The 26166-nt window shown below is 65.5% G+C and carries 23 protein-coding genes and 1 tRNA gene; 6 read left to right on the forward strand and 18 right to left on the reverse strand.

What is annotated here, in order from left to right:
* Positions 1-32: 32 nt before the first annotated feature.
* Both CAL28_RS00590 and bfr read left to right on the forward strand, forming a co-directional pair.
* Positions 33-947, forward strand: a complete 915-nt coding sequence (locus tag CAL28_RS00590; RefSeq protein ID WP_094839495.1) for a DMT family transporter — start codon at positions 33-35, stop codon at positions 945-947.
* Between the two features lie 188 nt (positions 948-1135).
* Positions 1136-1612 carry a bacterioferritin gene (gene bfr / locus CAL28_RS00595; protein ID WP_094839496.1) on the forward strand — a complete coding sequence of 159 codons (477 nt, stop codon included), beginning with the start codon at positions 1136-1138 and terminating at the stop codon, positions 1610-1612.
* Between the two features lie 4 nt (positions 1613-1616).
* On the opposite strand, the gene CAL28_RS00600 is transcribed toward bfr, so the two are convergent.
* The 4 genes from CAL28_RS00600 to CAL28_RS00615 form a co-directional block, all read right to left on the reverse strand.
* Positions 1617-2306, reverse strand: coding sequence for a hypothetical protein (locus tag CAL28_RS00600; protein WP_094839497.1), 690 nt, complete (start codon positions 2304-2306; stop codon positions 1617-1619).
* An 11-nt stretch (positions 2307-2317) separates the two neighbouring features.
* Positions 2318-3931: a peptide chain release factor 3 gene (locus CAL28_RS00605; RefSeq protein WP_094839498.1), complete on the reverse strand. Its 1614-nt coding sequence runs from the start codon at positions 3929-3931 to the stop codon at positions 2318-2320.
* Between the two features lie 39 nt (positions 3932-3970).
* Positions 3971-4600: a LysE family transporter gene (locus CAL28_RS00610; RefSeq protein WP_094839499.1), complete on the reverse strand. Its 630-nt coding sequence runs from the start codon at positions 4598-4600 to the stop codon at positions 3971-3973.
* Between the two features lie 102 nt (positions 4601-4702).
* Positions 4703-6277 (reverse strand): DEAD/DEAH box helicase, encoded by a 1575-nt coding sequence (locus tag CAL28_RS00615; RefSeq protein WP_176463827.1) that lies wholly within the window; start codon positions 6275-6277, stop codon positions 4703-4705.
* Positions 6278-6571: 294 nt separating this feature from the next.
* Between CAL28_RS00615 and CAL28_RS00620 the strand changes: the two genes are divergently transcribed.
* Positions 6572-8170 carry a YdgA family protein gene (locus tag CAL28_RS00620; protein WP_094839500.1) on the forward strand — a complete coding sequence of 533 codons (1599 nt, stop codon included), beginning with the start codon at positions 6572-6574 and terminating at the stop codon, positions 8168-8170.
* On the opposite strand, the gene CAL28_RS00625 is transcribed toward CAL28_RS00620, so the two are convergent.
* The 7 genes from CAL28_RS00625 to CAL28_RS00655 form a co-directional block, all read right to left on the reverse strand.
* Complete coding sequence (locus tag CAL28_RS00625) at positions 8167-9924, reverse strand: dipeptide ABC transporter ATP-binding protein (RefSeq protein WP_094839501.1); 1758 nt, start codon at positions 9922-9924, stop codon at positions 8167-8169. The two genes, CAL28_RS00620 and CAL28_RS00625, sit on opposite strands and share 4 nt — an antisense overlap.
* 11 nt (positions 9925-9935) lie before the next feature.
* Positions 9936-10850: an ABC transporter permease gene (locus CAL28_RS00630; protein WP_094840542.1), complete on the reverse strand. Its 915-nt coding sequence runs from the start codon at positions 10848-10850 to the stop codon at positions 9936-9938.
* A gap of 97 nt (positions 10851-10947) precedes the next feature.
* Positions 10948-11919, reverse strand: a complete 972-nt coding sequence (locus CAL28_RS00635) for an ABC transporter permease (RefSeq protein WP_094839502.1) — start codon at positions 11917-11919, stop codon at positions 10948-10950.
* A gap of 13 nt (positions 11920-11932) precedes the next feature.
* Positions 11933-13537, reverse strand: coding sequence for an ABC transporter substrate-binding protein (locus CAL28_RS00640; protein WP_094839503.1), 1605 nt, complete (start codon positions 13535-13537; stop codon positions 11933-11935).
* Positions 13538-13713: 176 nt separating this feature from the next.
* Positions 13714-15075: a GTPase/DUF3482 domain-containing protein gene (locus CAL28_RS00645; RefSeq protein WP_094839504.1), complete on the reverse strand. Its 1362-nt coding sequence runs from the start codon at positions 15073-15075 to the stop codon at positions 13714-13716.
* Positions 15068-16606, reverse strand: coding sequence for a DUF2868 domain-containing protein (locus tag CAL28_RS00650; protein ID WP_094839505.1), 1539 nt, complete (start codon positions 16604-16606; stop codon positions 15068-15070). Before CAL28_RS00650 ends, CAL28_RS00645 begins: the two co-directional genes overlap by 8 nt.
* Positions 16606-16974, reverse strand: a complete 369-nt coding sequence (locus CAL28_RS00655; RefSeq protein WP_094840543.1) for a YkvA family protein — start codon at positions 16972-16974, stop codon at positions 16606-16608. Before CAL28_RS00655 ends, CAL28_RS00650 begins: the two co-directional genes overlap by 1 nt.
* 706 nt (positions 16975-17680) lie before the next feature.
* On the opposite strand from CAL28_RS00655, the gene CAL28_RS00660 reads away from it, so the two are divergent.
* Positions 17681-17995: a hypothetical protein gene (locus tag CAL28_RS00660; RefSeq protein WP_094839506.1), complete on the forward strand. Its 315-nt coding sequence runs from the start codon at positions 17681-17683 to the stop codon at positions 17993-17995.
* Between the two features lie 255 nt (positions 17996-18250).
* On the forward strand, positions 18251-19474 hold the full coding sequence (locus CAL28_RS00665) for a hypothetical protein (protein ID WP_094839507.1): 1224 nt from the start codon (positions 18251-18253) through the stop codon (positions 19472-19474).
* Positions 19475-19543: 69 nt separating this feature from the next.
* Here the strand turns inward: CAL28_RS00665 and CAL28_RS00670 are convergent, their stop codons facing one another.
* Positions 19544-20425: a LysR family transcriptional regulator gene (locus CAL28_RS00670; protein WP_094839508.1), complete on the reverse strand. Its 882-nt coding sequence runs from the start codon at positions 20423-20425 to the stop codon at positions 19544-19546.
* 266 nt (positions 20426-20691) lie between these two features.
* On the opposite strand from CAL28_RS00670, the gene CAL28_RS00675 reads away from it, so the two are divergent.
* Positions 20692-21465, forward strand: a complete 774-nt coding sequence (locus CAL28_RS00675) for an SDR family oxidoreductase (RefSeq protein ID WP_094839509.1) — start codon at positions 20692-20694, stop codon at positions 21463-21465.
* Between the two features lie 307 nt (positions 21466-21772).
* Here CAL28_RS00675 and CAL28_RS00680 read toward each other — a convergent pair.
* The 6 genes from CAL28_RS00680 to petA form a co-directional block, all read right to left on the reverse strand.
* Positions 21773-21848: transfer RNA gene (locus CAL28_RS00680), tRNA-Thr, on the reverse strand.
* Positions 21849-21964: 116 nt separating this feature from the next.
* The gene (locus CAL28_RS00685; RefSeq protein WP_094840544.1) at positions 21965-22426 is read right to left on the reverse strand and encodes a ClpXP protease specificity-enhancing factor; all 462 of its coding nucleotides are present in this window, start codon (positions 22424-22426) and stop codon (positions 21965-21967) included.
* A 10-nt stretch (positions 22427-22436) separates the two neighbouring features.
* Positions 22437-23048: a glutathione S-transferase N-terminal domain-containing protein gene (locus tag CAL28_RS00690; protein ID WP_066342981.1), complete on the reverse strand. Its 612-nt coding sequence runs from the start codon at positions 23046-23048 to the stop codon at positions 22437-22439.
* Positions 23049-23176: 128 nt separating this feature from the next.
* Positions 23177-24031, reverse strand: coding sequence for a cytochrome c1 (locus tag CAL28_RS00695; RefSeq protein ID WP_176463828.1), 855 nt, complete (start codon positions 24029-24031; stop codon positions 23177-23179).
* 19 nt (positions 24032-24050) lie between these two features.
* Positions 24051-25439 carry a cytochrome b gene (locus tag CAL28_RS00700; RefSeq protein WP_094839511.1) on the reverse strand — a complete coding sequence of 463 codons (1389 nt, stop codon included), beginning with the start codon at positions 25437-25439 and terminating at the stop codon, positions 24051-24053.
* 60 nt (positions 25440-25499) lie between these two features.
* Complete coding sequence (petA, locus tag CAL28_RS00705) at positions 25500-26120, reverse strand: ubiquinol-cytochrome c reductase iron-sulfur subunit (protein ID WP_094839512.1); 621 nt, start codon at positions 26118-26120, stop codon at positions 25500-25502.
* Positions 26121-26166: the final 46 nt, after the last annotated feature.

Genomic DNA, 26166 nt, shown 5'->3' on the forward strand with positions numbered 1-26166 from the left:
GAAGTCGGTGTCTGATAAGTCACGGATCCAAGATGAAAACCCTCCATGCGGCCTCCGCCGTTCCCGCCGCCTCGCCGCCTCCCGTGGCGTGGGCGCCTATCGCCCTGTTTTGCCTGCTGTGGAGCTCCGCGTTCGCCGCCGCGAAGATCGCGCTGCGGGACTGTCCGCCCCTGACCTTGCTGACGGTCCGCTTCTTCATCGCCGCGGCGCTGATGATCGGTCTGGCCTGGCTGACCGGCGGGCTGCGCCGACTGGCGCTGCGCCAATGGGGCATGCTGGCCGCGTTGGGCGTACTGAACAACGGCGTCTACCTGGGCTTGAGCTGGACCGGCATGATGACGGTGTCCTCGGCATTCGCCGCCGTCATCGTCAGCACCAATCCTTTGCTGATCGGCGCGCTGGCGGGGCCGCTGCTGGGCGAGCGCGTCGGCTGGCGCAAGGTCGCCGGCCTGTGCCTGGGCCTGGCCGGCGTCGCGCTGGTGCTGCGCTCGCGGCTGACGGGCGGGCACGAGGATCTGCACGGCACGCTACTGGTAGTCGCGGCACTGGCCGCGCTGGTGGGGGGCACGCTCCTGTACAAGCGCCACACGCCGGACAGCAATATCTGGCTGGCCACCGGCCTGCAATCCCTGTTCGGCGGCCTGGCCCTGCTGCCCTTTGCCTGGGTCTACGAGGCGCACCTGCCGGTCACCTTCACTGCGTCGCTGTTCTGGAGCATGGCCTATATGATCGTCGCCGTCTCCATTGGCGGATTCGGCTTGTGGTTTCTGATCCTGGCCCGGTCCAGCGCGACGGCGGCCAGCGCCTTGCATTTCCTGATGCCTCCGCTGGGCCTGCTGTTCGGCTGGCTGGTCCTGGCCGAGCCGGTCGCCGTGATGGACCTGGTCGGCATCGTTCCCATCGCCCTGGGGATCTGGATGGCCACCCGGCCACCGCGTTCTGCCTGAAGGCGCGGGACGCGCCGCGCGACGCGGCGCCAGCGCGTTTCGCGCGGCGATGTATGCGGACTCATTCTCATTGCGTTGCTGCGTACACTTTTGGATAACGCTCGCAGCGCGATTTACCACATGCGCGCCAGGGGTATGCTGGCGCGGAAACGGATGGTAGTCTCCGAGGATTCAGCAAGGAGTCCATCATGCAAGGCGATAAAACCGTCATCCAATTCTTGAACCAGCAACTGACCAACGAGTTGACGGCGATCAACCAGTACTTCCTTCATGCGCGCATGTTGCGCCACTGGGGGCTGAACAAACTGGGCAAACACGAATATGAAGAGTCCATCGGCGAAATGAAGCACGCCGATCGCCTGATCGAACGCATATTCATGCTGGATGGTTTGCCGAACCTGCAGGACTTGCACAAGCTGCTGATCGGCGAAGACGTGCCCGAGCTCCTGTCTTGCGACCTGAAGCTGGAGCAGGCCGCGCAGGTCACGTTGAAGGACGCCATCGCGCACTGCGAATCGGTGCGCGATTATGTGTCCCGCGATCTGTTCCAGGACATCCTGGACGATACCGAGGAACACATCGACTACCTGGAAACGCAGATCGGCCTGGTGGACCAGGTGGGCTTGCAGAACTATCTGCAGAGCCAGATGGAAGTGTCGGAATAAACCTTCAGGGGCGATGCGGGCATTCGGGAATCGTGCCCCATGCCTGATTCGGCGCGCAGTATTTATTGCGCGCATTCCACGCGCAGGTGGGACGCTGGAAGAAGCCCGCATCGGCGCATTGCGCCAGTTCGCGGCGCAGGGCATCCTGCCAGCCCTTCTGCCCGGCCCCGGCCGATGCCTGCTGCTGCGGCGGCGGCATATCCACCGATTGGATGATCGGCTGCTGGCTGACGTTACGCGACGCCTGGATCTGGGCGTACTGCTGCGCCGATTGCGCGGTCTGCGCCTGCTGGGTCGCCAGATCCAGCGTCGATACGTCGTTGGGGCCGGAAGGCAGCGCCGACTGCGTGGCGGCGGCGATCTGCCTGGCCTGGTCCATCGAAATACTGTCGCGCGAAATCATGACGGACGGGTCTTTCACCGTGTCGAACAGCGACACCGTGCCCACCGTCCAACTGGTGCCGGTGGGACGGTCCGGCACGCCCAGCGTGCCGTCGATGCGGGGTTGCGGCGGCTGGGCCGTGTAGGGCCGGCCGTCCGCATCCAGTATCGGTTCCTGGTTCGCATCGGTTTCGTTGGGTGCGCGCGTGGCGGCGGGCGCATGCGCCACCAGCCAATCGCCGAATTGGATGCCGCCCCACGCGGAGGCGGCCAGCACCACCAGCAGTGTTGCGAACAATACTCGCCAAGACATTCCTGAACCTCTTAAGCCTGGGCCTTGTCGCCGAACACTCGTCCGCCATGCTCGCGCATCGCGTGGAACTTGACATCTGGATACAGTTCTTCCGCGACACGCAATTGCGCGGGCGAGCCGATCAAAAACGCGGCCGCGTCCACCACATCATAGGCGATATGCGCGGCATTGGCATCCATGAACTTGCGCAGCGCCTTGGGGTCCGCCGACGTAATCCATCGTGCCATGGTGTAACGCGAAGGCATCAATCTGGCGTCGACGCCGTACTCCGTTTTCAGCCGATGCTGCACCACTTCGAACTGCAGCTGCCCGACCGCCCCCAGCAGCATGGCACCGCCGGCCGCGACCGGGCGGAACACCTGGATCGCGCCTTCTTCGCCGAGCTGCGCCAAACCGGTACGTAACTGCTTGGTTCGCAGCGGGTCTTTCACTTCCACCGCCTGGAAGAGTTCCGGCGCGAAGAAGGGCAGCCCCGTGAATTGCAAAAATTCGCCCTCGGTAAGCACGTCGCCCAGCTGCAACACGCCGTGGTTGGGTATGCCGATGACATCGCCGGCGTAGGCTTCGTCCAGCAGCTCGCGCCGCTGCGACAAAAAGGAAACCACGTTGTTGGGCCGCATTTCCTTGTTGGTGCGGCAAACCTTCAGGCGCATGCCCCGTTCGAAGCGGCCGGAGCTGACGCGCACGAAGGCCACGCGGTCACGGTGCGCGGGGTCCATATTGGCCTGTACCTTGAACACCACGCCGGTGAAGCGCGGCTCGTCCGGCTGCACCACGCGCTGCAAGGCCGGGCGCGGCCCGGGCCGGGGCGCCAGTTCCACCAGCGCATCCAGGACTTCCTGCACGCCGAAGTTGTTGATCGCCGAACCGAAGAACACCGGTGTCTGCTTGCCGGCCAGGAAGGCCTGTTCGTCGAACGCCGGCGCGGCTTCGTTGATCAGGGCGATTTCCCCATGCGCCTGCTGGAAAGCGCTGCTGAAGCGGCGGGCGATTTCCGGATTATCCAGGCCTTCGATGAATTCGTTGTCGTCGCCGCGCCGTTCCTGGCCCGCGCGAAAGATGCGCATGCGGTCCTGGCGGATGTCGAACACGCCGCCGAAGGACTTGCCCATGCCGACCGGCCATGAGAACGGTACCGCGTCCATGCCCAGGTGCGACTCGATCTCGGCCAGCAGGTCCAGGGGCTCGCGGACTTCGCGGTCCATTTTGTTGATGAAGGTGATGATGGGCGTGTTGCGCGCGCGGCAGACCTGCAGCAGGCGCTTGGTTTGGGGTTCCACGCCGTTGGCGGCGTCGATCACCATCAGCGCCGCGTCGACGGCCGTCAGCACGCGGTAGGTATCTTCGGAGAAGTCCTGGTGCCCGGGGGTGTCCAGCAGGTTGATGACGCTGTCGCGATATTCCATCTGCATGACGGACGATGCCACGGAAATGCCGCGCTGCTTTTCGATTTCCATCCAGTCGGAAGACGCGTGCCGGCTGGCCTTGCGCGCTTTCACGCTGCCGGCGATCTGGATCGCGCCGGCGAACAGCAGGAGTTTTTCGGTCAGCGTGGTCTTGCCCGCGTCCGGGTGCGAGATGATGGCGAACGTGCGTCGCCGCTCGACTTCTTGAGCGATATTCATAGGCGGGAAATTTTACAGGCGGACGCCACGTCGCGTTTCTTACTGTGCGCGCCGGAAGCACGCCAGCAGCAGGCCGGCGGCCATGAACAGCGAGCCGAAGGCACGGTTCATCCACCGGATATGGCCGGGGCTGCGCAACAGGCGCAGCACCTTGGCGGCCAGCAGCGTGTAGAAAGCCATGGCGACCGTGTCGGTCAAGGCCATGGTGGCGGCGATCGCCAGGTATTGCTGGGCGAGCGGCTGGGCGGCGTCGATGAACTGCGGGACCACGGCCAGCAGGAATACCGTGCCCTTGGGATTGCTGGCGTTGATGAGGAAGCCGCGCAGGATCAGCGCGCGGCGCGATTCATCGCGCGACTGGCCGCCTTCGAAGGTGATCGGCGCGGCCTGCGCGCGGAACTGGCGCCAGCCGAGGTAGATCAGGTAGGCGACGCCCAGGTACTTCACCACGGCAAACGCGGTTTCCGAGGCGGCCAGCAGCGTGCCCAGGCCGATGCCTACCACTGCCAGCTGGAACATGATGCCCAGGATCAGCCCGGCGGTATTCCAGTAGCCTCGCGCAAATCCATGCCGCAGGCCCGAGGTCATGGCGGAAAGCGCGCCCGCGCCCGGCGAAAACGAAATCGCCCAAGACGCCAGCATGAAGGTCAGCCAGGTGGAAAGGAGCACGGGTATTCCTTTGGGGTTCCTTGTTCAGGGAAGCGGTGCGCCGGTTTTCGCGGGACCCGGGCCCGCGCCACCCGTAAGGGGGCGCGGTGCCTGGTGCCGATTTTATTTCGACAGCAGCGCGGGGCGGCGCGCGGCACCCTGGCCGCCCGCGGCGCGGGGCGCCGGCGCCGGCGCGCCACGATGGCCGCTGCCCGTGGCATGGCGATCGCCGTTGGCGCCGCGGTTGCCATTGGCGGAGCGTTGGCCGCCGTTGCCGCCATTGCCGTTGCGGCTGCCGCGGGCATCCGCGCCGGATGCGTTGCCGGCGGCGGCGGGACGGCCGTTGTGGCCAGCCGCGCGATCGCCATTGGCCCGGCCGCCGTCACGGCTACCCGTCGAGGCAGTACCCGCCGCGCCGTTGCGGCGCGCGCCGCCATTGGCCGCGGCGCCGTTGCCGGACCGCGCCGGCGCACGGCCACGGCCGCCGCCACGCGGGCCGCGCGATTCGCGCTCGTCGTCTTCATCGTCGCGCTCGCGCACGGCGTTGGGCGACGGCGTCCAGCCTTTCACCTCGATGCGGTCGATGGGCTTGCGGATCAATTTTTCGATGGCTTTCAGCAGCTTGATTTCGCTGGGGTCGACCAACGAGATCGCGGCGCCCGTGGCGCCCGCGCGGCCGGTGCGGCCGATGCGGTGGACGTAGTCTTCCGGCACATTGGGCAGTTCGAAGTTCACCACCTGCGGCAACTGGTCGATATCCAGCCCGCGCGCGGCGATGTCGGTGGCGACCAGCACGCTGACGTTGCCCGACTTGAAGCCCGCCAGCGCGCGCGTGCGCGCCGCCTGGCTTTTGTTGCCGTGGATGGCCGCGGCGCTCAGCCCGTCCTTGACGAGCTTTTCCGCCAGGCGGTTCGCGCCGTGCTTGGTGCGCGTGAACACCAGGACCTGATGCCAGCCGCTTTCGCGGATGATGTGGCTGATCAGATCGCGCTTGTGATGCTGCTCCACCAGATGCATAGTCTGGGTCACCAGCTCGGTGGCGGTATTGCGCGGCGTTACCGATACTTCGCCGGGATTGTTCAGCACGCCACGCGCCAGGGTGCGGATCTCGTCGGAGAACGTCGCGGAAAACAGCAGGTTCTGCCGTTGTCGCGGCAACAGCGCCAGCACCTTGCGGATGTCGCGGATGAAACCCATGTCCAGCATGCGGTCGGCTTCGTCCAGGACGAGGATTTCCACGCCGGAGAGGTCCACGGTTTTCTGGCCCGCGTGGTCCAGCAGGCGCCCGGGCGTGGCCACCAGGATATCGAGCGGCTTTTTCAGCGCGCTGATCTGCGGATTGATGTTGACCCCGCCGAACATCACCATGGACGTCAGGGGCGTGTGCTTGCCGTAGGTCTGCACCGATTCTTCGACCTGCGCGGTGAGCTCGCGCGTGGGTGTCAGGATCAGGCAACGCGGCCGGCCGGGCTTGCGCAGCGCGGGCTTGTTCTGCATCAGCAGGTGCAGGATCGGCAGCGTGAAGCCGGCGGTCTTGCCGGTGCCGGTCTGTGCGGCGGCGAGCAGGTCTCCGCCTTGCAGCACCAGCGGAATGGCCTGGGCCTGGATGGGCGTCGGGGCGGTGTAGCCGGTCTCGGCGATCGCGCGCAACAGGGAATCTGCCAACCCGAGGTCGGCGAAGGATGATTTGACAGTCAAGTACAACTCCAGCGGCAGCCTGTCGCTCAAGTTGAGTGACTCCAATCCAGGCGGACGAAAGGGAGGAAAAGGAAGCGGCCCGTGGGACGGTCCCAGGGGCGCAGCACGTCGGCGAATGCCGCATGGCGCGGTGTGCGGATTGGCACTGCACACTCAACGCATTGTACCTCACTCGCGAAACCGGGCCGGTATAGTCCTGTAACGCTTTTTCCGTGGGAAGTGGCGGCGCCATGGCGGGGATGGCAAGGCTCCTACCTATAATCCCGCCTTTGTCCAGCGAGAAGAACCGGCATCATGAAAAGAAAAGCGATCGGCGGGGTGGCAGGCGTGGTGGTGGCGGTCGGCGTAGTGTGGACCGCGGGCGCCTGGTACACCGGAAAGCGTGTGGAAGACATCGTCCGCCAGCAGGTGGCCGACGCCAATGCGCGCCTGCAGACGCTGTTTCCCGGCGGCAATGTGACGCTGGCGCTGGACAGCCTGCACCGGCGCCTCTTTTCGACCGACCTGACGTTACGGGTGCGGGTACAGGGCGCCGCCGGCCAGCCGCCGTCCCGCGAGGACGTGATCGACATCGCCGGCCACATCGGGCATGGCCCCTTCCCGCTACGGCGCCTGGCGCAATTGCGCTTGCTGCCGGTCATGGCGGCGGGCGACTTCAGCCTGCGCGACAACGACACCGTCCACCCGTGGTTCGCGCTGACGAACGGCGTGCCGCCGGTTTCCGGCACCGCCGTGATCTCGTATACGCAGGCCGTTTCCGGTACCGTTCGGGCGGAGCCGGTCAAACTGGCGCGCGCTGACGCGACCCTGGATTTCTCCGGCCTGGTCATGAACTACAGCCAGGATGCCGCCAAGCACGGCCAGGCGGACGTGGCGGTCGACCATCTCCTGTTCAAGACCATGAAGGGCCAGGCGCCGGGGCAGGCGGAACTCACCGGTGTGACCGGTACGTCGGAGATGCGCCCCGGCCCCGCCGACCTGCAGTTGGGCACAACGGCCTTGAGGGTCAAGCGGATCGCTTTGTCGCCGCCGAGCACCGCGCCCGTCGTACTGACGGGCTACGCGCAACGTACCGAGGTCACCGAGGACAAAGGGCTGTTGGCCATGCACGCGACCTACGACGCCGACATGGTGAGCGTGGGCGGAACGGATATCGGCACGGCCCAGGTGTCGCTCGGCGCGAAGAACGTGGCGCCCGACGCGCTCAAGTCGCTGGCCACCTTGTATGGCCGGCTGTGGTCGCGCGCGATGGAGCGCACGCAGGCTGGCGGCGCGGCGCAAAGCGTACCCGTCCAACCGGAGCTCAGCCCGGACGAACGCGCACTGGCCCTGTCGGCGCGCGACGCGCTGCTGGCGGCCAATCCCAACGTCTACATCGACCCCATCCTGCTCAAGACGCCGCACGGTGAAGCCCGGTTCACACTGAATCTGGACCTGGCCAAACCGGACAAGGCGGATCTGCCCATCGACGAGCGCATCGCGCAAACGCTGCGCAAGCTGGACGCGCGGGTTTCGGTCGCGCAACCCATGGTGGCCGACCTGCTGGCGGACAATATGCAACGCGACGGCATGGACGCGGCGGCGGCCCAGGCCCAGGCGCAGGCCCTGGCGGCGATGATGGGCAAGGCGGCGGCGTCGTCGGGCTTTGCCACCGTGCAGGGCACCGACGTCGTATCGACGCTGCATTATGCCGATCGTACGGTGGACCTGAATGGCACCAAGATGCCGCTCGACCAGTTCGCGGGCCTGGTGCTGCAAGGGGCCATGGGGATGATGGGCCAGCCCGGCATGGATGAACCCGACCAGGACCAACCGGGCGCGGATGAACCGGACGAGCCGGATGAGCCGGAGCAGGACCAGGCCCCCGTGCCCGGTTCGGTCCAGCCCCGCTAACCGGACAAGGCCAGCGCGCCCCGCGCCGCGGGGCTTTCCGCGGGCTCGCGCAGGCCGCGCAGGCGCGGCATCAGCTCCAGCAACTGGCGGGTGTACGGATGCCGTGGCGTTTCGAACAAGGTCTCCGTCTCGGCCACCTCCAGCAGTTCGCCGTGGCGCATGACACCCACGCGGTCGCACATCTGCCGGATCACCGGCAGGTCGTGGCTGATGAACAGCATCGTCAGCCCCAGTTTTTCCTGCAGGTCTTTCAGCAGGTTCAGGATCTGCGCCTGGATGGACACATCCAGGGCCGAAGTGGGTTCGTCGCAGATAAGAAAGCGGGGCCGCGTGGCCAGCGCCCGCGCGATGCAGATGCGCTGGCGCTGGCCTCCGGAGAACTCATGCGGGTAGCGTGCCGCCGCGTCCGCGCCCAGGCCGACGACCTCCAGCAGATCCTCCACGATACGCCGCGTGTGCGCTTCGCCGGATGCCAGGCCATGAAAGCGGATCGGCTCGGCCACCGCATCCAGAACCCGCATGCGCGGGTTCAGCGACGAATAGGGATCCTGGAACACCATCTGCATCTGGCGCCGGATCGGGTTCAGCGCCTTTTCCCCCCGCAGGGTGGCCAGGTCCGCGCCGGCGAACCGGATGCTCCCCGCGGTCGGCGTGTACAGGCCGGCGATCAGCCGCGCGACGGTGGACTTTCCCGACCCGGATTCGCCCACCAGCCCGAAGACCTCGCCTTCGCGTATCGTCAGCGATACGTCCCGCACGGCATCCAGCGTGCGGCGATTGCGCGCCAGCAAAGCGGGCTTCAGCACGAAGCGCATGCCCAAGCCGCGCGTTTCCACCAGCGGATGCACGCCCCGCTCGCCGAAATCGCGCTGTTGGCCCAGCCAGTGGGTATGGACGTCCAGCACCGACGTGGCCTGCGGCGCGCCAGCGTTCTCGTTGTAGCTGACCCGGGGGAAGCGGCTCAGCTTGACGTCGGGCCGGGGCACGGCGGCGATCAGGCTGCGCGTATAGGGATGATCGGGGTCGCCCAGTACCTTCGCCGTCGGTCCGTGCTCGACCAGCCGGCCGCGGTACAGCACGGCCACGCGGTCCGTGACGTCGGCGATGACGCCCATGTCGTGCGTGATCAGGATCATGCCGACCTGTTTCTCCGCGCACAGGCGGCGCAGCAGGGTCAATATCTGGGCTTGTATGGACACATCCAGCGCCGTCGTCGGCTCGTCGGCGACGATCACTTCGGGTTCGCAGCACAGCGCCAGCGCGATCACCACGCGTTGCCGCATGCCGCCTGAAAACTGGTGGGGATACTGGCCCAGCCGGACCTCCGGCTGCGGGATACCCACCAGGCGCAGCAGGTCGACGGCACGATCGCGGGCCGCCGCGGCGCTCAGCGCCAGGTGCACCCGGATGGTCTCGACCAACTGCGTTTCCACCGTTTGCAGAGGGTCCAGCGACGTCAGCGGGTCCTGGAAGATCATGCCGATACGGCGGCCGCGCAATTTGCGGCGCGCCGATTCGGGCTGGTTGTCGATGCGCTCGCCGTCCAGGCTGATGCGTCCGCCCGCCATGCGGCCGGGCGGTTCCAGCAAGCCGATGACGGCATTGCCGATGGTCGACTTGCCGGCGCCGGATTCACCGACCACCCCCAGGATCTCGCCCTTCTCCAGCCGCAGCGTGATGTCCTGCACCGCCACGCGGGTACCCCGCCGGCCGGCGAATTCGATGCGCAGGTCGTCGATGTCGAGCAAGGCCATGGCAGGCTTCCTTAGCGCAGCCTGGGATTGAGCGCGTCGCGCAGCCAATCGCCCAGCAGGTTGACCGACAGCACCAGCGCCACCAGCGCGATGCCCGGGAAAATAGAGATCCACCACATGCCGGAAAACAGATAGCTGTTGCCGATGCGGATCAGCGTGCCCAGCGAAGGGGCGGTCGGCGGGATGCCCACGCCCAGGAAGGACAGCGTGGCTTCGGTGATGATGGCCACCGCCAGGTGGATGGTGGCGATGACCAGCACGGGCCCCAGCACGTTGGGCAGGATATGCCGCCGCAGGATGGCGAACGGACCGATGCCGATCAGGCGCGCGGCCTGGACGTATTCCTTGTTGCGCTCCACCAGCGTCGCGCCGCGCACCGTGCGCGCATACTGCACCCAGCCGGATATGCCGATCGAGAAGATCAATACGTAAAGCGCCAGTTCGTCGTGCATATCGCGCGGCAGTACGCCCCGCGCCACGCCGTCGACCAGCAGCGCGACCAGGATGGCCGGAAAGGACAGCTGGATATCGGCGATGCGCATGATCACGCTGTCCACGCGGCCGCCGGCATAGCCGCTGACCAGGCCCAGCGATACGCCCAGCACCATCGAGAACAGGACCGAGGCGACGCCGACCGTCAGCGAGACGCGCGCGCCGTAGAGAATGGCCGAGAGAATGTCGCGGCCCTGGTCGTCGGTGCCCAGGACGAAGGACGCGCTGCCGCCGTCCTGCCACATGGGCGGCGTGTTCGCGTCCATGATGTCCAGCGAGGCCAGGTCGAAAGGATTGTGGGGCGCCAGCAGCGGCGCCAGCAGCGCCGCGGCGACGATCAGCAGGGTCACGGCGGCCGAGAGCATGGCGCCCGGCGAATGGCGAAAGCTGTACCACAGGTCACTGTCCGCGATGCGCGCCCACAGCACCGCCATGCCCGGCTTGTCGTCAGTGGATTCTGTCTGTGCGCTCATGCGATGTGCATATCCTTGGTCCATCCGGCGGTACGTCCCGCGTATTTCACTCGGCGGCTCAGGCGCGCTGTACGCGCAGCCGCGGGTCGACCGCGAAGTACAGCAAGTCCACCGCCAGGTTGATCAGCACGAAGACCAGGGCGATCAGCACCAGGTAGGCGGCCATCACCGGGATGTCGACCATGCCGACTGCCTGGATGAACAACAGGCCCATGCCCGGCCACTGGAATACGGTTTCGGTGATGATGGAGAACGCGATGATCGATCCGAGCTGCAGACCGGTGATCGTGATCACCGGTACCAGCGTGTTCTTCAATGCATGGCGGAAGTGGATCAGTCGATCGGGCAGGCCGCGTGCGCGGGCGAAGGTGATGAAATCGGCTTGCAGGACTTCCAGCATCTCGGCCCGTACCAGGCGCATGATCAGCGTCATCTGGAACAGCGCCAGGGTAATGGACGGCAGGATCAGCGCGGCCAGTCCGCTGCGCGTCAGCAGCCCTGTCGTCCACCCGCCGATCGCCACCACGTCGCCGCGCCCGAAGCTGGGCAGCCAGCGCAGCTGCACGCCGAAGAACAGGATCAACAGCATGCCGATCAGGAAGGTGGGCAGCGAGATGCCGGCCAGCGAGACCGCCATGAAGGCCCGCGACAGCAGGCTGCGCCGCTTCAGCGCCGTATAAATGCCCATGGGTATGCCGAAGGCCAGCGCCATCAGCGCGGACACGAAGGACAGCTCCAGCGTGGCGGGCAGGCGTTCTTCCAGCAACTCGCTGACCGGACGGCGCTGGCGGTAGGACACGCCGAAGTCGCCGTGCGCGGCATCGGCGACAAAGCGCGCGTACTGGACGACGAAAGGATCGTCCAGTCCCAGGCTTGCCCGCAGGGCGGCGCGCTGTTCCGGCGTCGTATCCTGTCCCACCAGGTTGGTGATGGGGTCGCCCACGTAGCGGAACATCGAGAAGGCGATCAGCGCCACCGCCAGCATGACCAGCAGCGATTGCATCAGGCGGCGCGCGATGAAACCCAGCATGCGTCGACAGGGCCTACGGCATGACCACGTTGCGCAGGTCCAGGACGTCGTCGGCGCGTTGCACCACCTTGATGTTGTCCTTCACGCCCCACGACATGGGCTGCTGGTGCAGCGGCAGATAGCCCCAGTCCTTGCGTACGATCTCGAAGGCCTGCTTGATCATCGCGTTGCGCTTGGCCTGGTCGGTCTCCGAGCCGATCCGGGCGATGAGGCCATCCACTTCCTTGTTGCAGTAGCCGCCCAGGTTGAATTGCCCGGACGCCGTCTTGGCGTCGCGGCATCCCACCAGGTTCAATAGCGCGTTGTGCGCGTCGATGGAGGTCGGCGTCCATCCCAGCATGTACATGCTGGTCTGGTTGCCCGCCTGCAGCAGGATCTTGCCGAAGTACTTGGACTTGGTCTGTGCCAGCAGATCGATCTTGATGCCTACCCGCGCCAGCATGCCGGCCACGGCCTGGCATACCTTTTCGTCGTTGACGTACCTGTCGTTGGGACAATCCAGGGTGGTGCGGAAACCGTTGGGATAGCCGGCTTCGGCCAGCAGCTTCTTCGCGCGCGCGGGGTCCGGCTTGATGGGCGCGCCGAAGCTGTCGTCATAGCCGTTGATGGCGGTCGCGATCAGAGAGCCCAGCGGCTTGGCGGCACCGCGCATGATCTTCTGGTTGATCGCGCCGGTATCGACCGCCAGCACCACCGCCTCGCGCACGCGCGGATCCTTGAACGGATTCTTGCCCTTGACGTCGGAAAACAGCAGCTCGTCGCGTGCCTGGTCCATGCCGATGAAGATGGCGCGCGCCTCCGCGCCGGTCAGCGGCTTGACGCCCTTGGATTCCTCCAGCCGTGGCCAATCCTGTACGGGAACCGGCTGCACGATGTCCATCTCGCCGGAGATCAACGCGGCGACACGCGTCGATTCCTGCGTGATGGGGCGGAACTCCACTTCGTCGATATTGGTCGGAACCTGTTTGTTCCAGTAGCCGGCGAAGCGCTTGAGATGCGTGCGCACGTCGGGCTGCCGTTCCACCACCACGAAGGGGCCCGTGCCGTCTTCGTGCATGTTGGCATAGTTGCCCTGGTTGTCCCCCTTGACGTTGGTCGCCTCGGTCGTCTTGTTCTGCTCCGACCAGGACTTGCTCATCATGTAGAGCTGCGTCCATTCGCGCGGCAGGATGGGATTGGGGCTGGGCGTGGTGACTTCGACGGTGTAGTCGTCGATCTTGCGGATGTCGCTTGCCTTGGCGCCGTAGCCCTTCATGTCGGAGCCGGGTGTCAGGCTGCGTTTCCAGGAGAAGATCACATCATCGGCGGTGAAGTCCTCGCCATTGTGGAACTTCACGCCCTTGCGCAGCTTGAACACCCATTTGGTGGGCTCGGTGTTCTGCCAGCTTTCCGCCAGCATGGGAACCAGCTTGAGGTCGCCGTCGTAGCCGACCAGGGGTTCGTAGAAGTTGCCCTGGAAACCCAGCGTGAAGGTCTCGTTCAGGGCCATCGGGTCCAGCGACTGCGCATCGCCCTGGTAGGCCCAGTGCAAGGTGCGCGCGTGCGCGACGGAAGTGCCTGCCGCGATGGCGAGCAGTGATGCCAAGACGATTTGTCTGGTGTAGGTGACAAGTCCCATGTTTCTCCGGCTCCTGCAGGCGCTGATCAAGCGCGGCGGACATCATTGAGAGAGACAGCATCGATAAGCAGGCCGATCCTACCGTAAGCCCGTGGCGATTTACCTTGGGGTATACACGTGCTTGCATGACGGGATGGCTTGGGCCATGGTCCCGCGCGCGGCGGACCGGTGCCGCGTCAGGCGAGCTGGTGCACCAAAGCGTTCACCACGGCGGTGCGCCGCGCGCTATCCCGATAGCCTTCGGTGATGCCGCACCATTGCGGGTTGCTGCGGGCTTCCCTGATTTCGTCGGGCAGGCCGGCATCGCGCCAGGGATCGTTGCCTGCACCATCCAGGCGCACGGGTTCGCGCGCGGCATGGCCGCGACGCTCCAGCGCCTGCACCAGCGCGCGCTGCCGCACGGCCAGCAGGCGCAGCACTGCGTCGTCGACGCTCAGCTCGCGGCGTCCACGCAGCTTGCCGCCCAGTCGCTTGCCGAAGCGCTCGATGCCTTGCCACATGCCGCCGGCCGCGGCGCCTATCAAGGCCGCCGTGCCCAGGCTGATGCCCGCGAGCATCAGGTCCACCGCGGCGCCCGCCATCGCGCCGGTGGCCATGCCGATGCCGACTTCGATGCCGGCATCCTTCAGTGCGCGCGGATGGAAAAGGTCCATGCCCCAGCGTTCGCCTTCCAATGGCAGGGGGTCGCGCGCATAGTCGTCCTGGCGGAAGTTGTACAGCGCCAGCAGCGCATCGACGCAGGCCTGCTCGCGCCGGCGCGCAAGGTCGCGCAGCCGTTGCGTGGCATCGCGCAACGCGGCCTCGCCGGCATCGCAGGACAGGCGCAGGGCGGCCACGTCCACCAGCAGCTCGGCGATCAGGCGCAGGGCCGCTTCGTGGCGTTCGCGGCGTTCGCGGGCGAGTGCATCCGACAGCCGGACCAGGATGTCTGCATGACGATCGAGCAGGATCGACAGGCGGTCGTAGAGCTGCTTTTCGCCATCCAGCGGAGGCGCCACCGTATCGAACTCCAGCAGCGCATGCAGGCCCAGCCGCGCCATTGCGTCGCGCCACTGCATGGCCCGGTGCGAGGGCGCGTGCACGAAATTCAGCACCGGCAGCAGCGGCCTGCCGCAGGCGGCGAGCAGCGCCAGTTCGTCGCGATGCTTGCCCAGCACCGGATCGCGCGCATCGATCACGTATAGCGCGGCATCGCACTCCAGCATTTTCTCCAGTACGCGGGCCTCCTGTTCGAAGCGCCGCCGCGCCTCCGGGGAATCCAGGAACAAACGTATGCGGTCGGGGCCATCCAGGCGACGGTCGCCGCACAAGTGTTCGATGTACTCGAGTAGCGCGATGCTGTCCTCCATGCCCGGCGTATCGAACCATGCCAGCACCGGCTGCCCTTCCAGCCGCAATCGCGCGCCTTGCACCCGCCGCGTGGTGCCCGGACTGTCGGCGACGTCGCCGAAGGCGGGATCGCGCGTCAGGGTACGCAGCAGCGAGGTCTTGCCCGTGTTCGTGTGGCCCACCACGGCGATCTGCAGCAGGTCAGCCATGGTCGCCTTCCAGCCAGCGCAGCGGCTGGTCCCGGTTGTCCACGATGGCCTCGGCGGGCATGCCCGCTTCCAGCAGGCGGCTGCGCCACGCGGACGTCCGGTCCGTCCAGGCCTGCGCGTCCCCGGCCTTCAGTTCGCGGGTGTTGTCGCAGCCCTGCTTGCCGGTTTTGTTTTCGGTTTCGTCGGCGCTTCGGTCACCGTTCGGGCCCGCCGCCGTTGCCGCCAGCAGCCAGACGCGGGTTTCGGCGGCCTTGCCCGCCAGGTCGGCGATCAGGGCCAGCGTGCCGCGATCCGGCGTCTGGCGCGTGTCGCACGCCAGCAGCAGGCGCCGCGCGGGTGCTTGCGCCAGGGCATCCAGCAAGGCGTGGCGTTGTTCGCGGCTGTCCAGATTGCCTGCCGCGCGTATTGTCGTTGGCAGGTCCGGCGGAGGCCAGACGATGTCGTCCGGCAACTCCAGTCCCGCCAGTACCGCCTGCCCGCCCGTCGGGGGCAGGATCGTGGGTGCGATGCGGGGCGCATGGATCCATGGCGCCGGGCCGTCCTGGCCAGGAGGATCCGCGGGCGGCAGCAGGCGCGAGCGCAGCGCGGCGTAGCCCGGCAACGCCATATCGATGGACAGTCCGCGCAAGGCACCGCGCAGGCGGGCGACGCTGACCAGCCAGGCGAGCAGCCTGGGAAGGATGCCATAGACAACCACCAGCCCGACCAGCCACCAGGCCCATTGCGCCTGCGCCGCGGCGGGCAGGTCGTGCATGCCGTCGCTCAGGCGCACGATGGCGGCATCGGGCAGCGCGAAACCGAGCCGCGCGGGCAGCCACCCCAGTGCCTGCGTCAGGCCGACGAAGGCATCGGGCGACAACAGCGTGGTGGCCCAGGCGAAACGATAGCGGGCGGTCGACAGCACCGCCAGGGAAGTGGCCAGCGCGGCGGCCAGCGCGGCAAGCCATAACAGATGGCTGATGGCGCCGAACAGCCAGCGGGCCGCGCCCGCCCGCGCCAGCAAGGCCATCAAGGCCTGCGGCGGCAGGGCCGCATCCGGCCCGCGCGCCAGTTTGCGGGTCAGCCACAGCCAGGCGCCGCCCAGGCCGGCCCCTGCCGCGCCGGCACGCACGGCGAAGCTGGACAGCCAGAACAGGAAGGTCAGCGCGTGCAGGCCCAGCATGGCAACGGCCGCCCATACGATGTTGACGACGCGCGTGCCATCGCCCAGGGCGCTCCATGCGGTACCCACGCCAGCCAGCACGGCCAGCGCCAATAGCAGGACCGCGGCGATGCCCGCGCCGCGGCGCCACGCGGCCACGCGTTCATCCAGGTGTTCGCGGCGCGCGATCGCCCGCGCGCGCAGCAGTACGCGATGTTCGATGGGCCCATCGGCCTGCCGCGCCTGGCGCACGGCATCCTGGTCTTCCAGCGGACCCCAGTGTTCTTCCCGCAGGCGCACCGTTTCGGCCAGCCACAGGTCGGCGAAGCCGGCCCGTCCGGGTGTCGCCACGGCGCCCGGGCGGGGCGTGGCGGAATCGGTTGCCGCCATCACTCCCGCAAGGCGTCCGACGTCGGGCCGTCGGCACCGAACCATTGATGCAGCCTGTCCGCTGCCTGGCGCTTGACGTCATCGGTGATGTACACGGCGACCGTGGCCAGGGCAGCGGCCATGACGGCCAGGTCGTCCGTATAGCCCGCCAACGGTGCCAGGTCGGGAATGGCGTCCAGCGGGAATACGAAATAGCCCAGTGCGCCGTAGATCACCCGCTTCGCCCATTTGGGCGTGCCGGGCGCCTGCAGCGCATAGAAAAGCCACAGGGCTTTTTCCACGGCCTGGCGTCCCGCCCCCTTCGCGTGGCGGGCCAGCTTGCGCCAAAAGCGTGGCGGGCTGTAGGCGGCTTCATAAGCGGAGTGCATTTCCACCACGATGTCCTTTGCAATACGCCGCGCCGGGCGCGGCGGGTAGACCGGTCATTGTAGCGGCCACGGGCGCAGGCGGACCGGGGCGCGCGGCCTCGCTACGGGGGTAACTCAATGAAAATGTTGCTTTTTGCCTGAAGATGGCGCATAATTCCATTGCTGTTCGCGCAGTAATCCTTCCAGAAGTCCTCCCGGAAGTCTCCTCCCAAGTTTCTTTCCCGTAGTTCTTCCTGCACAAACCCCTGGCAAGCCTGGTTCCATTGCGCCCTATGCCGCTACGGTATATAGCGTTGGTCGGCAACCTTGCCCGCTGCCTCAGGTTCGCATAGACCCTGCGCTTCGCCCGTACTGTTTGCCCACGGCTGGTTCCGCGGGTGCGCGGTTCGTTTCTTAGCAGCTTCGCCAGTTACCAGGCTAAAACCAGTCCAACCGAACCCTGGTAATCCGGCTTGGCGAACACTTTCCGTGGTGTGCCGGGCCCAGGCCCGCTTTTTGCTCTCGGCCACGGCCTCGATGTTCTCGTCCATACGACTGAGTACATCTGAACCTTATGCAGCAATGATTCGGTCATCAGTTTGGGCCACGATGTCATATCGCGCCCATGGCCGGTTCCCGCTGTGTGCAGCATGTCCGTTCCAGGGCCGCAAGCCCGTGGCTCCGTCCTTGGCGGCATGCTTATTAATTGCTTTGGAAAATAATCACAATGACGATTACGACTCAACCCACTCTCGTGCCCCGCGTCGATCATGCGCTGGACGGCACGCCCATCCACGTCGGCGACATCGTGCATCTGCGCCCCGCCGACGGTTCCGTCATCAAGGCGCGTGTCATCTATAACGCGCCGCTGAACGGCGCCACGACCTACACCACCGATGTGGTGACGCGCGCCGCCGACAACGGCCGCATGCTGAAGCTGCGCTTCCGGTTCCGCCACGAACACGTGCATGGCATCGAGCCGGTGTGCGGCCGCGTGCGCGCACCCGCGCAAGGCACGGCGGTGCAGGCGTCCGCCCGCTAGCACGCTTCGCGCGACGGGCGGCCGGTCCGGCCACCATGCTCGTGCCCTAGTGCTCCGTCCGCGGTCGCGCGGGTCGGTTAGTTCGTCCGTTTCTCCCCTCCGGCCGGAACCTGCCCTCAGGCGCAGAGACCGAAAGGCCTTGCGCACGCGGCTCAACCGCCGCCGCGCTCTGGGCCGCCCGATCCCTCGTGGCGTCATGCAAGGGACGCCATCGCACCATGAGGCCGCGTCCCATCCAGACCAGGAGACGCGAATATGTTCGCCGGCAAACCCGACGGAACCGACCCCTCATACGTTGTTCGTACGGCATCGTCCCCCGAAGCCGCCTTGGGCGTCACCCAAAACGGGCACGCGTTCAAACCGCAGGCGGCGGACCATCCAGACATATACGGCGCATCGCAGGCGCGTGCCCGCGTCGGCGTGGCGCGCTGCGGCCCCTTCGATCTACTTCGCTTCGGCCTGGGCCTGCGCGGCCCCCGGGAGGCGCAGCCCGCGGTCCGCCGGGCTGCCCGCGACGACGCGACATCGCAGGCGCTATCCCGGGAAGGCTCGATCCGTGGGGCCGCCGGGTCGTCCGACGCCGCGCCCGCGATTCCACTGCCTTTGCGTTTCCTGCCGCTGATGAATGACACGGTGTTTCCGCCGGCCGTCCTGCCTGATGCCCAGGTGTCCGACAATGCGGCGTCTATCGCCCCCGCGCGCGATGCGCCCTGGTCCGGTCGGCGCGCGGCATCCTGGCCCCAGCGCCTATGCTCGGCGATTGCGTATCGGTTTCGCTACCTGGCGGCGCCGGGAGAACACCGCAAGGCGTTGCGCATGGCGCACACCCGCGAGAAAGTCGTGGGCGCAACCTATGTGTTCCTGAACGCGATTCAGTCCGATGAGCCGCTACTCCGGCATTTTGCCGAATTGCGCAGGCAGGTCCGGCGCCTGGACCGGCGCATGGGCGTGGATTCCGGCATCAGCGACGAAAGCGCGCGCGTGCTCCTCGATGCTGCCGACCGCACCGCGGGCGCGCGCCGACAAGTCAGGGACAAGATCCTGTCGTTTCACCGCGAAGAATTGTTATACGACGTTGTCGGGACGGACGAATTTCACCGTGCGGACGGCATCCTGCTGGTGGTGGAGTCACGCATGGCGACCGGTATCGCGCTGTATGGCCACGCGCTGCGTTGCCTGGCCGCCGCCGATGTCGCCGAAGACGCGGCGTGCGAAACAATCGGCCGGATCCTTGAAACGGTGTTCGCGCGCGAGGCCGCCGCCGGGGTCATGCAACCCCGGGAATGGCTGGCCAGCGCGGTCGGCCGCCTGCCCCACCGCACGTTGGTGCGGCTGCACGCGACCTTGTCCGCGGATCTGGCGTGCGGGGGCGCCTATCAGGCTTTCCGGGATGAACTGCTGCGCATCGTGGAAGCCAAGGCAGGCATTCCACCGCCCAGGCCCGCGTCCGATACGCCCGCCATGCCTGGCGGTACCTGAGCTCCCATCCGGCTGCGCCAGCTTGCCGCCTATCTACGATTTGCTTACCGTAGCCAAACAAACCGACATTCAGATGCGTTCTGCCAGCGCCGACGCGAAAAACTCGGTCACCTGCCGCACCCTTGCCGAAATGAATTTCCGATTCGGCCAGACCAGGCTGATATCTCTGGTTTCCTGGATGAAGTCATCGAGCACGGTCACGACATCTGCCTTAGGCAATACACCGGCTAAGGAGGCGCGATGAAACATCCCGATGCCGATGCCGGCCGCCACGGCCGACAGGACTGTTTCGACGGTATTGGACGATAGGTTCCCGCTTACCCGTACGCTGAATTTTCCGTGCGGTCCCTCGAACGCCCAGTTATCGACGCCGTTGAAAATGATGCAGTTGTGCCCGGCCAGGTCTTCCGGCGTCGTTGGCGTTCCATGCTGTTCGAAGTAGCGGCGAGACCCCACACAGACCAATGAGGAGTTCGTCACGCGCTTCACCACAGCGTCGGGGCTATAGACGGGGCTGATCCGAATAGCCAGATCGATGCCTTCTGCTAGCAGGTCCTGCACACCGTCCGCGAGATTGAGATCCAGTCTCAATTTCGGATGTAGCGCCAACAACTTCGGGATAAGAGGAAGGATGTGCAGTCGGCCGAACGTCGCCGGAGTCGCAATCCTGACGAGCCCTGAGAGCTCGAGCGTGCTGTTCATGAGCTCGCCGTCCGCCTGCGCCATTTCGTCGAGGAGAGGCTTGGTCCGCTCGTAGTATTTCCTTCCATGATCGGTCAACGTGACACTGCGCGTGCTCCGATTGAGCAACTGCACGCCGAGGCGCTTCTCGAGCGCGCTCACGCATTTGCTGATGGCCGATTGGGAATCACCGGTACGTCGAGCGGCGGCGGTAAAGCCACCCGCCTCCACGACCGCCGTGAACGCCATCAACTCCTGAAATCGATCCATGTTGATTTCCCGTCTGGGCTGCCTGGCCAGTGGCTGGACGCGGAAAGGTCCAGCTTGTTCGTTTATTCCAGATTGGAATTGAATTCATTCAATTAAAGCCAATTATCGCCGAATATCGATGCAATTACGATAAGTCCCACATCGTCCACCGTCGCAAGCAGGAACCCGAAGGGAGCGATTGCTGTGACTCCGGGCGGCGTGGCAATACGGACGGGGCCCGGTGCCATGGCTTTTGCGCCCCTTGATCACTGGACAAAGGAAAAATCATGACCACAGCAGCAAATCGGCAAGAAGCCTCGTTGGCCTCGCCGTTGAGCCTTGCGGGTAAATCGGTCGTCGTCGTAGGTGGCAAGACCGGCATCGGCCTGGGTGTGGCGCACGCCGCACGCGCAGCGGGCGCGCACGTGGTCGTTGCCAGCCGCCGCGTTTCGTCGCTTGAAGAGCGTCCGGACCTCGCCGACTTCCAGCAGGTCTCCCTGGACATGCGCGATGAGTCGGCCGTACAAAAGGCGTTCGAAAAAATCGGATCGCTGGATCACCTGGTTGTCACCGCGGCACCCGACCTTGGAACCTGGGGTGCCTTCATGGATGCAGACATGCATGGCGTGCGAAGCTATGTGGAAGGAAAGTTCCTGGGTAGCTGGGCCTGCGCTCGTCATGCCGCGCCGCGTCTGCGGTCGGGTGGCTCCATAACCTTCCTCACGGGCGGCATGGCCGCTCGGCCGAAAATCGGTTTCGCCGCGGTCACCTCGACGTTCGCCGCCGTGGAAGCGCTATCGGGTTCGCTCGCGCTCGAACTTGCGCCGACCCGGGTCAACACGATTCGTCCGGGCTTCATCGACACAGATATGTGGAGCTTCCTGCCGGCCGAGCATCGCGACGGCTTGCGCAAGAAGGTGGAGGATACATTTCCGTCGCGGCGCGTCGGGAAAGCGCAAGACATCGGCCACGCGGCGCTGTTCCTCATGACCAATCCCTACGTGACAGGAGCCGTGATCGAGGTTTCCGGCGGAGAGAACCTGGTTCCGAGCGTCTCCTGAAACTGCGGCGGGATTGAGCGCGACCGACCATGCGATCACGCAGTCCGGCCACTGGCACGACGCCGGGCGGGTCGGAAGCTGTCATTCGGCGATGCCTGTTGTTGGCCGGACGGCATAAGGCATCCACCTTACGGCGCGAGGGACACCTTTCCCGGGGCATTTGCCGGACTGCGAAGATTCCCCGGAGGGCCCCATATGCCGCCGGATTCAGACGGGCAGCCCCGGAAAGCGCTGGAATAAAAAACCCGTGAAGCCCTTGTGCTGACACGGGTTTCTGGATTGCCGAGGATTACCTTTGATGGGTAACTGGTGCCGGCTAGAGGAATCGAACCCCCGACCTTCGCATTACAAGTGCGCTGCTCTACCAACTGAGCTAAGCCGGCGAAGGCGGCATCCTGGCGCCGCGGGGGCGGGGGATGTCGCGAAGACGTGCATTGTATACGCGGCGATGCGCCGCGTCAGATGGGCGCCGGCCGGGCGGGATACCGCCGGCCGCGGCCTATTTCACGATGGTCAGATGCGGACGTGGCGGCGGCGGTTCGTCGTCCTTGCTGCCGTCGGCTTTATCCGACTGCGCGCCCTGGCCGGCGGCATCGTCGCCTGCCGCCATGCCGTCGCGCCCATGCCTGGGTGTCGCGGCTTCTTCGTCGTCCTGCACTTCGAAGCCCATCCCGGCGCCGGTTTCGCGGGCATAGATGGCGCTGACCGCGCCGACCGGCACGGAAACCATTTCGACCACACCATTGAACCGTGCCTGGAACTCGATGTACTCGTTGCCGAGCGACAGCTTGTTCGTCGCCAGATTGCCGATATTGAGCGTGATCTGGCCATCCCGTACGTGGGCGGGCGGAACCATGGTGCGATCGTTCACCTGCACCACGACGTACGGCGTGTAGCCGTTATCCGTGCACCACTCGTGCAGCGCGCGGATCAGATACGGTTTGGTTGATGATTCACCCATGGATGCCATCCTAGCGACGCATCACCTTTTCGGAAGGCGTGAGCGCTTCGATATACGCCGGCCGCGAGAAGATGCGTTCGGCGTACTTTTGCAGCGGCGCGGCATTCTTCGGCAGTTCGATGCCGTAATGGTCCAGGCGCCACAGTAGCGGGGCCACCGCCACGTCCAGCATGGAAAACTCGTCGCCCAGCATGTACTTGTTCTTCAACAGCATGGGGGCCAACTGGGCCAGGCGGTCGCGGATATTCTGGCGTGCGCGATCCAGGCGCTTCTCGTCGGGCTTGGCGTTGCGGTCTTCCAGGACCGACACGTGCACGAAGAGTTCTTTTTCGAAGTTGTACAGGAACAGGCGGGTGCGCGCGCGCATGACCGGATCCGCCGGCATCAGCTGCGGATGCGGGAAGCGTTCGTCGATGTATTCGTTGATGATGTTGGACTCGTACAGCACCAGGTCGCGCTCGACCAGGATGGGCACTTGTCCGTACGGGTTCATCACCGAAATGTCTTCCGGCTTGTTGTACAGGTCGATGTCCCGGATTTCAAAGTCCATGCCTTTTTCGAACAATACAAAACGGCAGCGCTGCGAAAACGGGCACGTGGTTCCGGAATAAAGCACCATCATGGCGGTAAGTCCTTGTATGAAAAGCGAAAGGCCAGCGCCGCCAATCTAGCAGGCGCTGGCCCCAATTGCCAGGGGGGGCGGTTACGCCGGGGGCGTACGCGACCCCGGCCCCTGTTGGGTTGTGCCGATTACCTCACGTGTTTCCAATAGGAAGCGTTCAGCCGCAACGCGACGACCAGGAACAGGCCCAGGAAGAGCAGTACCCAGACGCCGAGCTCCTTGCGGAACTGGGCCACCGGTTCGGACATCCAGCCCAGGAAGGCCGTCAGGTCGGCGACGTCATTGTCGAACTGGGCCGATTGCGCCGCGTTCGCTGCCTTGAAGGTGGCCGTGAAACTTTCGTTGCCGTGGTACCCGGCCACTTCATCCTTCTTGACGGTCGCGTAGCCCTGCGGGTCGTACACGGTGGTTACGCGTTCCCAGCCGCCTTCCTCGCCCTTGCCTTCGGCATGATGCATGGCGACGGTGGTCAGCTCCCGCGGACCTTGGCGTTCCCACAGGACATGGGGCATGCCCACATTGGGAAATACCAGGTTGTTCCAGCCCGTGGGCCGGCTGGTGTCGCGGTAGAACGAACGCAGATAGGTGTAAATGTAGTCGATTCCGGGGGCGCCTGCAGTCTGGGACTTGGCGCGGGCGATGACGGACAGGTCCGGAGGCGCCACGCCGAACCATTTTTTGGCGTCCTTGGGCGGCATCGCCACGGTCATCAGGTCGCCGACCTTCTGCCCGGTAAACAGCAGGTTTTTCTTGATCTGCTCATCCGTCAGGCCGATTTCGGTCAGCTTGTTGTACCGCATCGACCCGGCGGCATGGCAGTTAAGACAGTAGTTGACGAACAACTTGGCGCCATTTTGCAGCGCCGCCACGTCGTTGACCCGGTTGGGCGCGGCGTCCAGGGGGTATCCGCCTTCCGAGGCCAAGGCGGCGGCGCACGTGAGCATCAACGTCACGGCACCCATCAGCTTCTTGATCATGGTCATTCCGTTATGTGTGCAGGGCTCAATGGGCGTGATAGACGACGCGTTCAGGCACGGGCTTGAAGCTGCCCAGCCGGCTCCACACGGGCATCAGGAAGAAAAACGCCAGGTAATACAGCGTGCCGATCTGCGAGGTCAGGTTCAGCGCCGGATTGGGCGGCTGGGTGCCGATATAGCCCAGCACCAGGAAGTCGACGATGAAGATCCCGTAGACCACCTTGTGCCAGTCCGGACGGTAGCGGATCGACTTGACCGGCGATTGGTCCAGCCATGGCAGGAAGAACAGGATCACCACCGTGCCGCCCATCGTGACCACGCCCCAGAACTTGGCGTCCAGCACGCGCAGCAGCACGGCGACGACGACCAGGATGACCGGCAGCACGATGCGGGCGATACCGCGGCCCTTGCCCTTGAACAGCAGGGCCAGCGCGCCCAGCACGGCGGCACCGGACAGTACCCAGGTGAAGTCGTCGGTCGTGGCCCGCAGCATGGAATAGAACGGGGTGAAGTACCAGACCGGGGCGATGTGCGGCGGCGTCTTCAGGGAATCGGCCGGGATGAAGTTGTTGTATTCCAGGAAGAAGCCGCCCATTTCCGGGCCGAAGAACACGATGGCCGCGAAGACGATCAGAAAGCCCGCGACCCCCACGATGTCGTGCACCGTGTAGTACGGATGGAACGGCACGCCGTCCAGCGGTCGGCCATAACGATCCTTCGGGCCCTGCTTGATTTCCACGCCGTCGGGGTTGTTCGAGCCGACTTCATGCAGCGCCACCAGGTGCGCCGCCACCAGCCCGATCAGGACCAGCGGGATGGCGATCACGTGGAAGGCAAAGAAACGGTTCAGCGTGGCGTCGGACACCACATAGTCGCCGCGGATCCAGATCGCCAGGTCCGGCCCGATGAAGGGGATCGCCGAGAACAGGTTCACGATGACCTGGGCGCCCCAGTACGACATCTGGCCCCACGGCAGCAGGTAGCCGAAGAAGGCCTCGCCCATCAGGCAGAGGAAGATCGCGACGCCGAACACCCACACCAGTTCGCGCGGCTTGCGGTAAGAGCCGTAAAGCAGCCCGCGCAGCATGTGCAGGTACACCACGACGAAGAACATCGAGGCCCCGGTGGAGTGCATGTAGCGGATCAGCCACCCGCCGGGCACTTCGCGCATGATGTATTCCACCGATTGGAACGCGCGTTCCGCATCGGGCTTGTAGTGCATCACCAGGAAGATGCCGGTCACGATCTGCAGAACCAGCACCAACAGCGCCAGGGATCCGAAGAAGTACCAGAAATTGAAATTCTTGGGTGCGTAGTACTCGGAGACATGGGCTTTCCATGTCGCGGTGGCGGGAAAGCGCTTGTCCACCCATCCCATGAAACCAGTCGATTCGACGGTCTTGTCGCCATCCATGAAGCAGCTCCTTTGCTAGTCGTGGCGTATCTGTCTATGCGCGCGCGTGGCGACGCCCTGTCAGGCCTTGTTGTTTTCGTCGACCCCGACAATGATGCGGGTGTCCGATTGGTACGAGTATGGCGGCACTTCGAGGTTGTCGGGCGCGGGCACGTTCTTGAATACGCGGCCGGCCAGGTCGAAACGCGAACCGTGGCAGGGGCAGAGGAAGCCGTCGACACCGGGAGCGACGTCGTCCTGGCGATTCGGCGAGCAACCCAGGTGGGTGCAGATGCCGACGCAGACGAACAGGTCCGGTTTGCGCGAGCGGTAGCCGTTCTCGGCGAATGCCGGCGTGTAGCCGGGGCGCTTGGAATCGGGATCGGCCAACAGGGAGGGATCTTTCTTCAGCTCTTCGAGCTGCTCCGGCGTGCGGCGCAGGATCCAGACGGGCTTGCCGCGCCATTCCACCGTCATCATCTGGCCGGGCTGCAGCTGGCTGACATCCGCTTCCACCGGAGCGCCGGCGGCGCGGGCCTTGGCGGAAGGCGCGAATGTGCCGACGAAAGGTACGGCGGTTGCTACACCGGCCACGCCACCCAGGGCACAGGCCGTAGTTACCCAGAAACGTCGCGATGGGTCAGGGGGCAGGTCGATAGGTGCTGCGCCTTCGTCATCGTGATACATCGTAGTCTGACTCATCATCCATCCTTGTTATGCGGCTACTGCGGGTCATACCTGGGCCGTG

This window comes from Bordetella genomosp. 11 (assembly GCF_002261215.1).
Taxonomy (GTDB): domain Bacteria; phylum Pseudomonadota; class Gammaproteobacteria; order Burkholderiales; family Burkholderiaceae_B; genus Bordetella_C.

Coding starts and splice junctions, on each gene's coding strand:
- CAL28_RS00670 (WP_094839508.1), bottom strand. CDS start 20,425: ATGGATCGATTTCAGGAGTTGATGGCGTTCACGGCGGTCGTGGAGGCG.
- CAL28_RS00665 (WP_094839507.1), top strand. CDS start 18,251: ATGTTCGCCGGCAAACCCGACGGAACCGACCCCTCATACGTTGTTCGT.
- CAL28_RS00675 (WP_094839509.1), top strand. CDS start 20,692: ATGACCACAGCAGCAAATCGGCAAGAAGCCTCGTTGGCCTCGCCGTTG.
- CAL28_RS00625 (WP_094839501.1), bottom strand. CDS start 9,924: ATGGCCTTGCTCGACATCGACGACCTGCGCATCGAATTCGCCGGCCGG.
- CAL28_RS00650 (WP_094839505.1), bottom strand. CDS start 16,606: ATGGCGGCAACCGATTCCGCCACGCCCCGCCCGGGCGCCGTGGCGACA.
- CAL28_RS00690 (WP_066342981.1), bottom strand. CDS start 23,048: ATGATGGTGCTTTATTCCGGAACCACGTGCCCGTTTTCGCAGCGCTGC.
- CAL28_RS00660 (WP_094839506.1), top strand. CDS start 17,681: ATGACGATTACGACTCAACCCACTCTCGTGCCCCGCGTCGATCATGCG.
- bfr (WP_094839496.1), top strand. CDS start 1,136: ATGCAAGGCGATAAAACCGTCATCCAATTCTTGAACCAGCAACTGACC.
- petA (WP_094839512.1), bottom strand. CDS start 26,120: ATGAGTCAGACTACGATGTATCACGATGACGAAGGCGCAGCACCTATC.
- CAL28_RS00700 (WP_094839511.1), bottom strand. CDS start 25,439: ATGGATGGCGACAAGACCGTCGAATCGACTGGTTTCATGGGATGGGTG.
- CAL28_RS00630 (WP_094840542.1), bottom strand. CDS start 10,850: ATGGCGGTGCTGTGGGCGCGCATCGCGGACAGTGACCTGTGGTACAGC.
- CAL28_RS00605 (WP_094839498.1), bottom strand. CDS start 3,931: ATGAATATCGCTCAAGAAGTCGAGCGGCGACGCACGTTCGCCATCATC.
- CAL28_RS00685 (WP_094840544.1), bottom strand. CDS start 22,426: ATGGGTGAATCATCAACCAAACCGTATCTGATCCGCGCGCTGCACGAG.
- CAL28_RS00590 (WP_094839495.1), top strand. CDS start 33: ATGAAAACCCTCCATGCGGCCTCCGCCGTTCCCGCCGCCTCGCCGCCT.
- CAL28_RS00635 (WP_094839502.1), bottom strand. CDS start 11,919: ATGCTGGGTTTCATCGCGCGCCGCCTGATGCAATCGCTGCTGGTCATG.
- CAL28_RS00640 (WP_094839503.1), bottom strand. CDS start 13,537: ATGGGACTTGTCACCTACACCAGACAAATCGTCTTGGCATCACTGCTC.
- CAL28_RS00655 (WP_094840543.1), bottom strand. CDS start 16,974: ATGCACTCCGCTTATGAAGCCGCCTACAGCCCGCCACGCTTTTGGCGC.
- CAL28_RS00695 (WP_176463828.1), bottom strand. CDS start 24,031: ATGACCATGATCAAGAAGCTGATGGGTGCCGTGACGTTGATGCTCACG.
- CAL28_RS00620 (WP_094839500.1), top strand. CDS start 6,572: ATGAAAAGAAAAGCGATCGGCGGGGTGGCAGGCGTGGTGGTGGCGGTC.
- CAL28_RS00645 (WP_094839504.1), bottom strand. CDS start 15,075: ATGGCTGACCTGCTGCAGATCGCCGTGGTGGGCCACACGAACACGGGC.
- CAL28_RS00600 (WP_094839497.1), bottom strand. CDS start 2,306: ATGTCTTGGCGAGTATTGTTCGCAACACTGCTGGTGGTGCTGGCCGCC.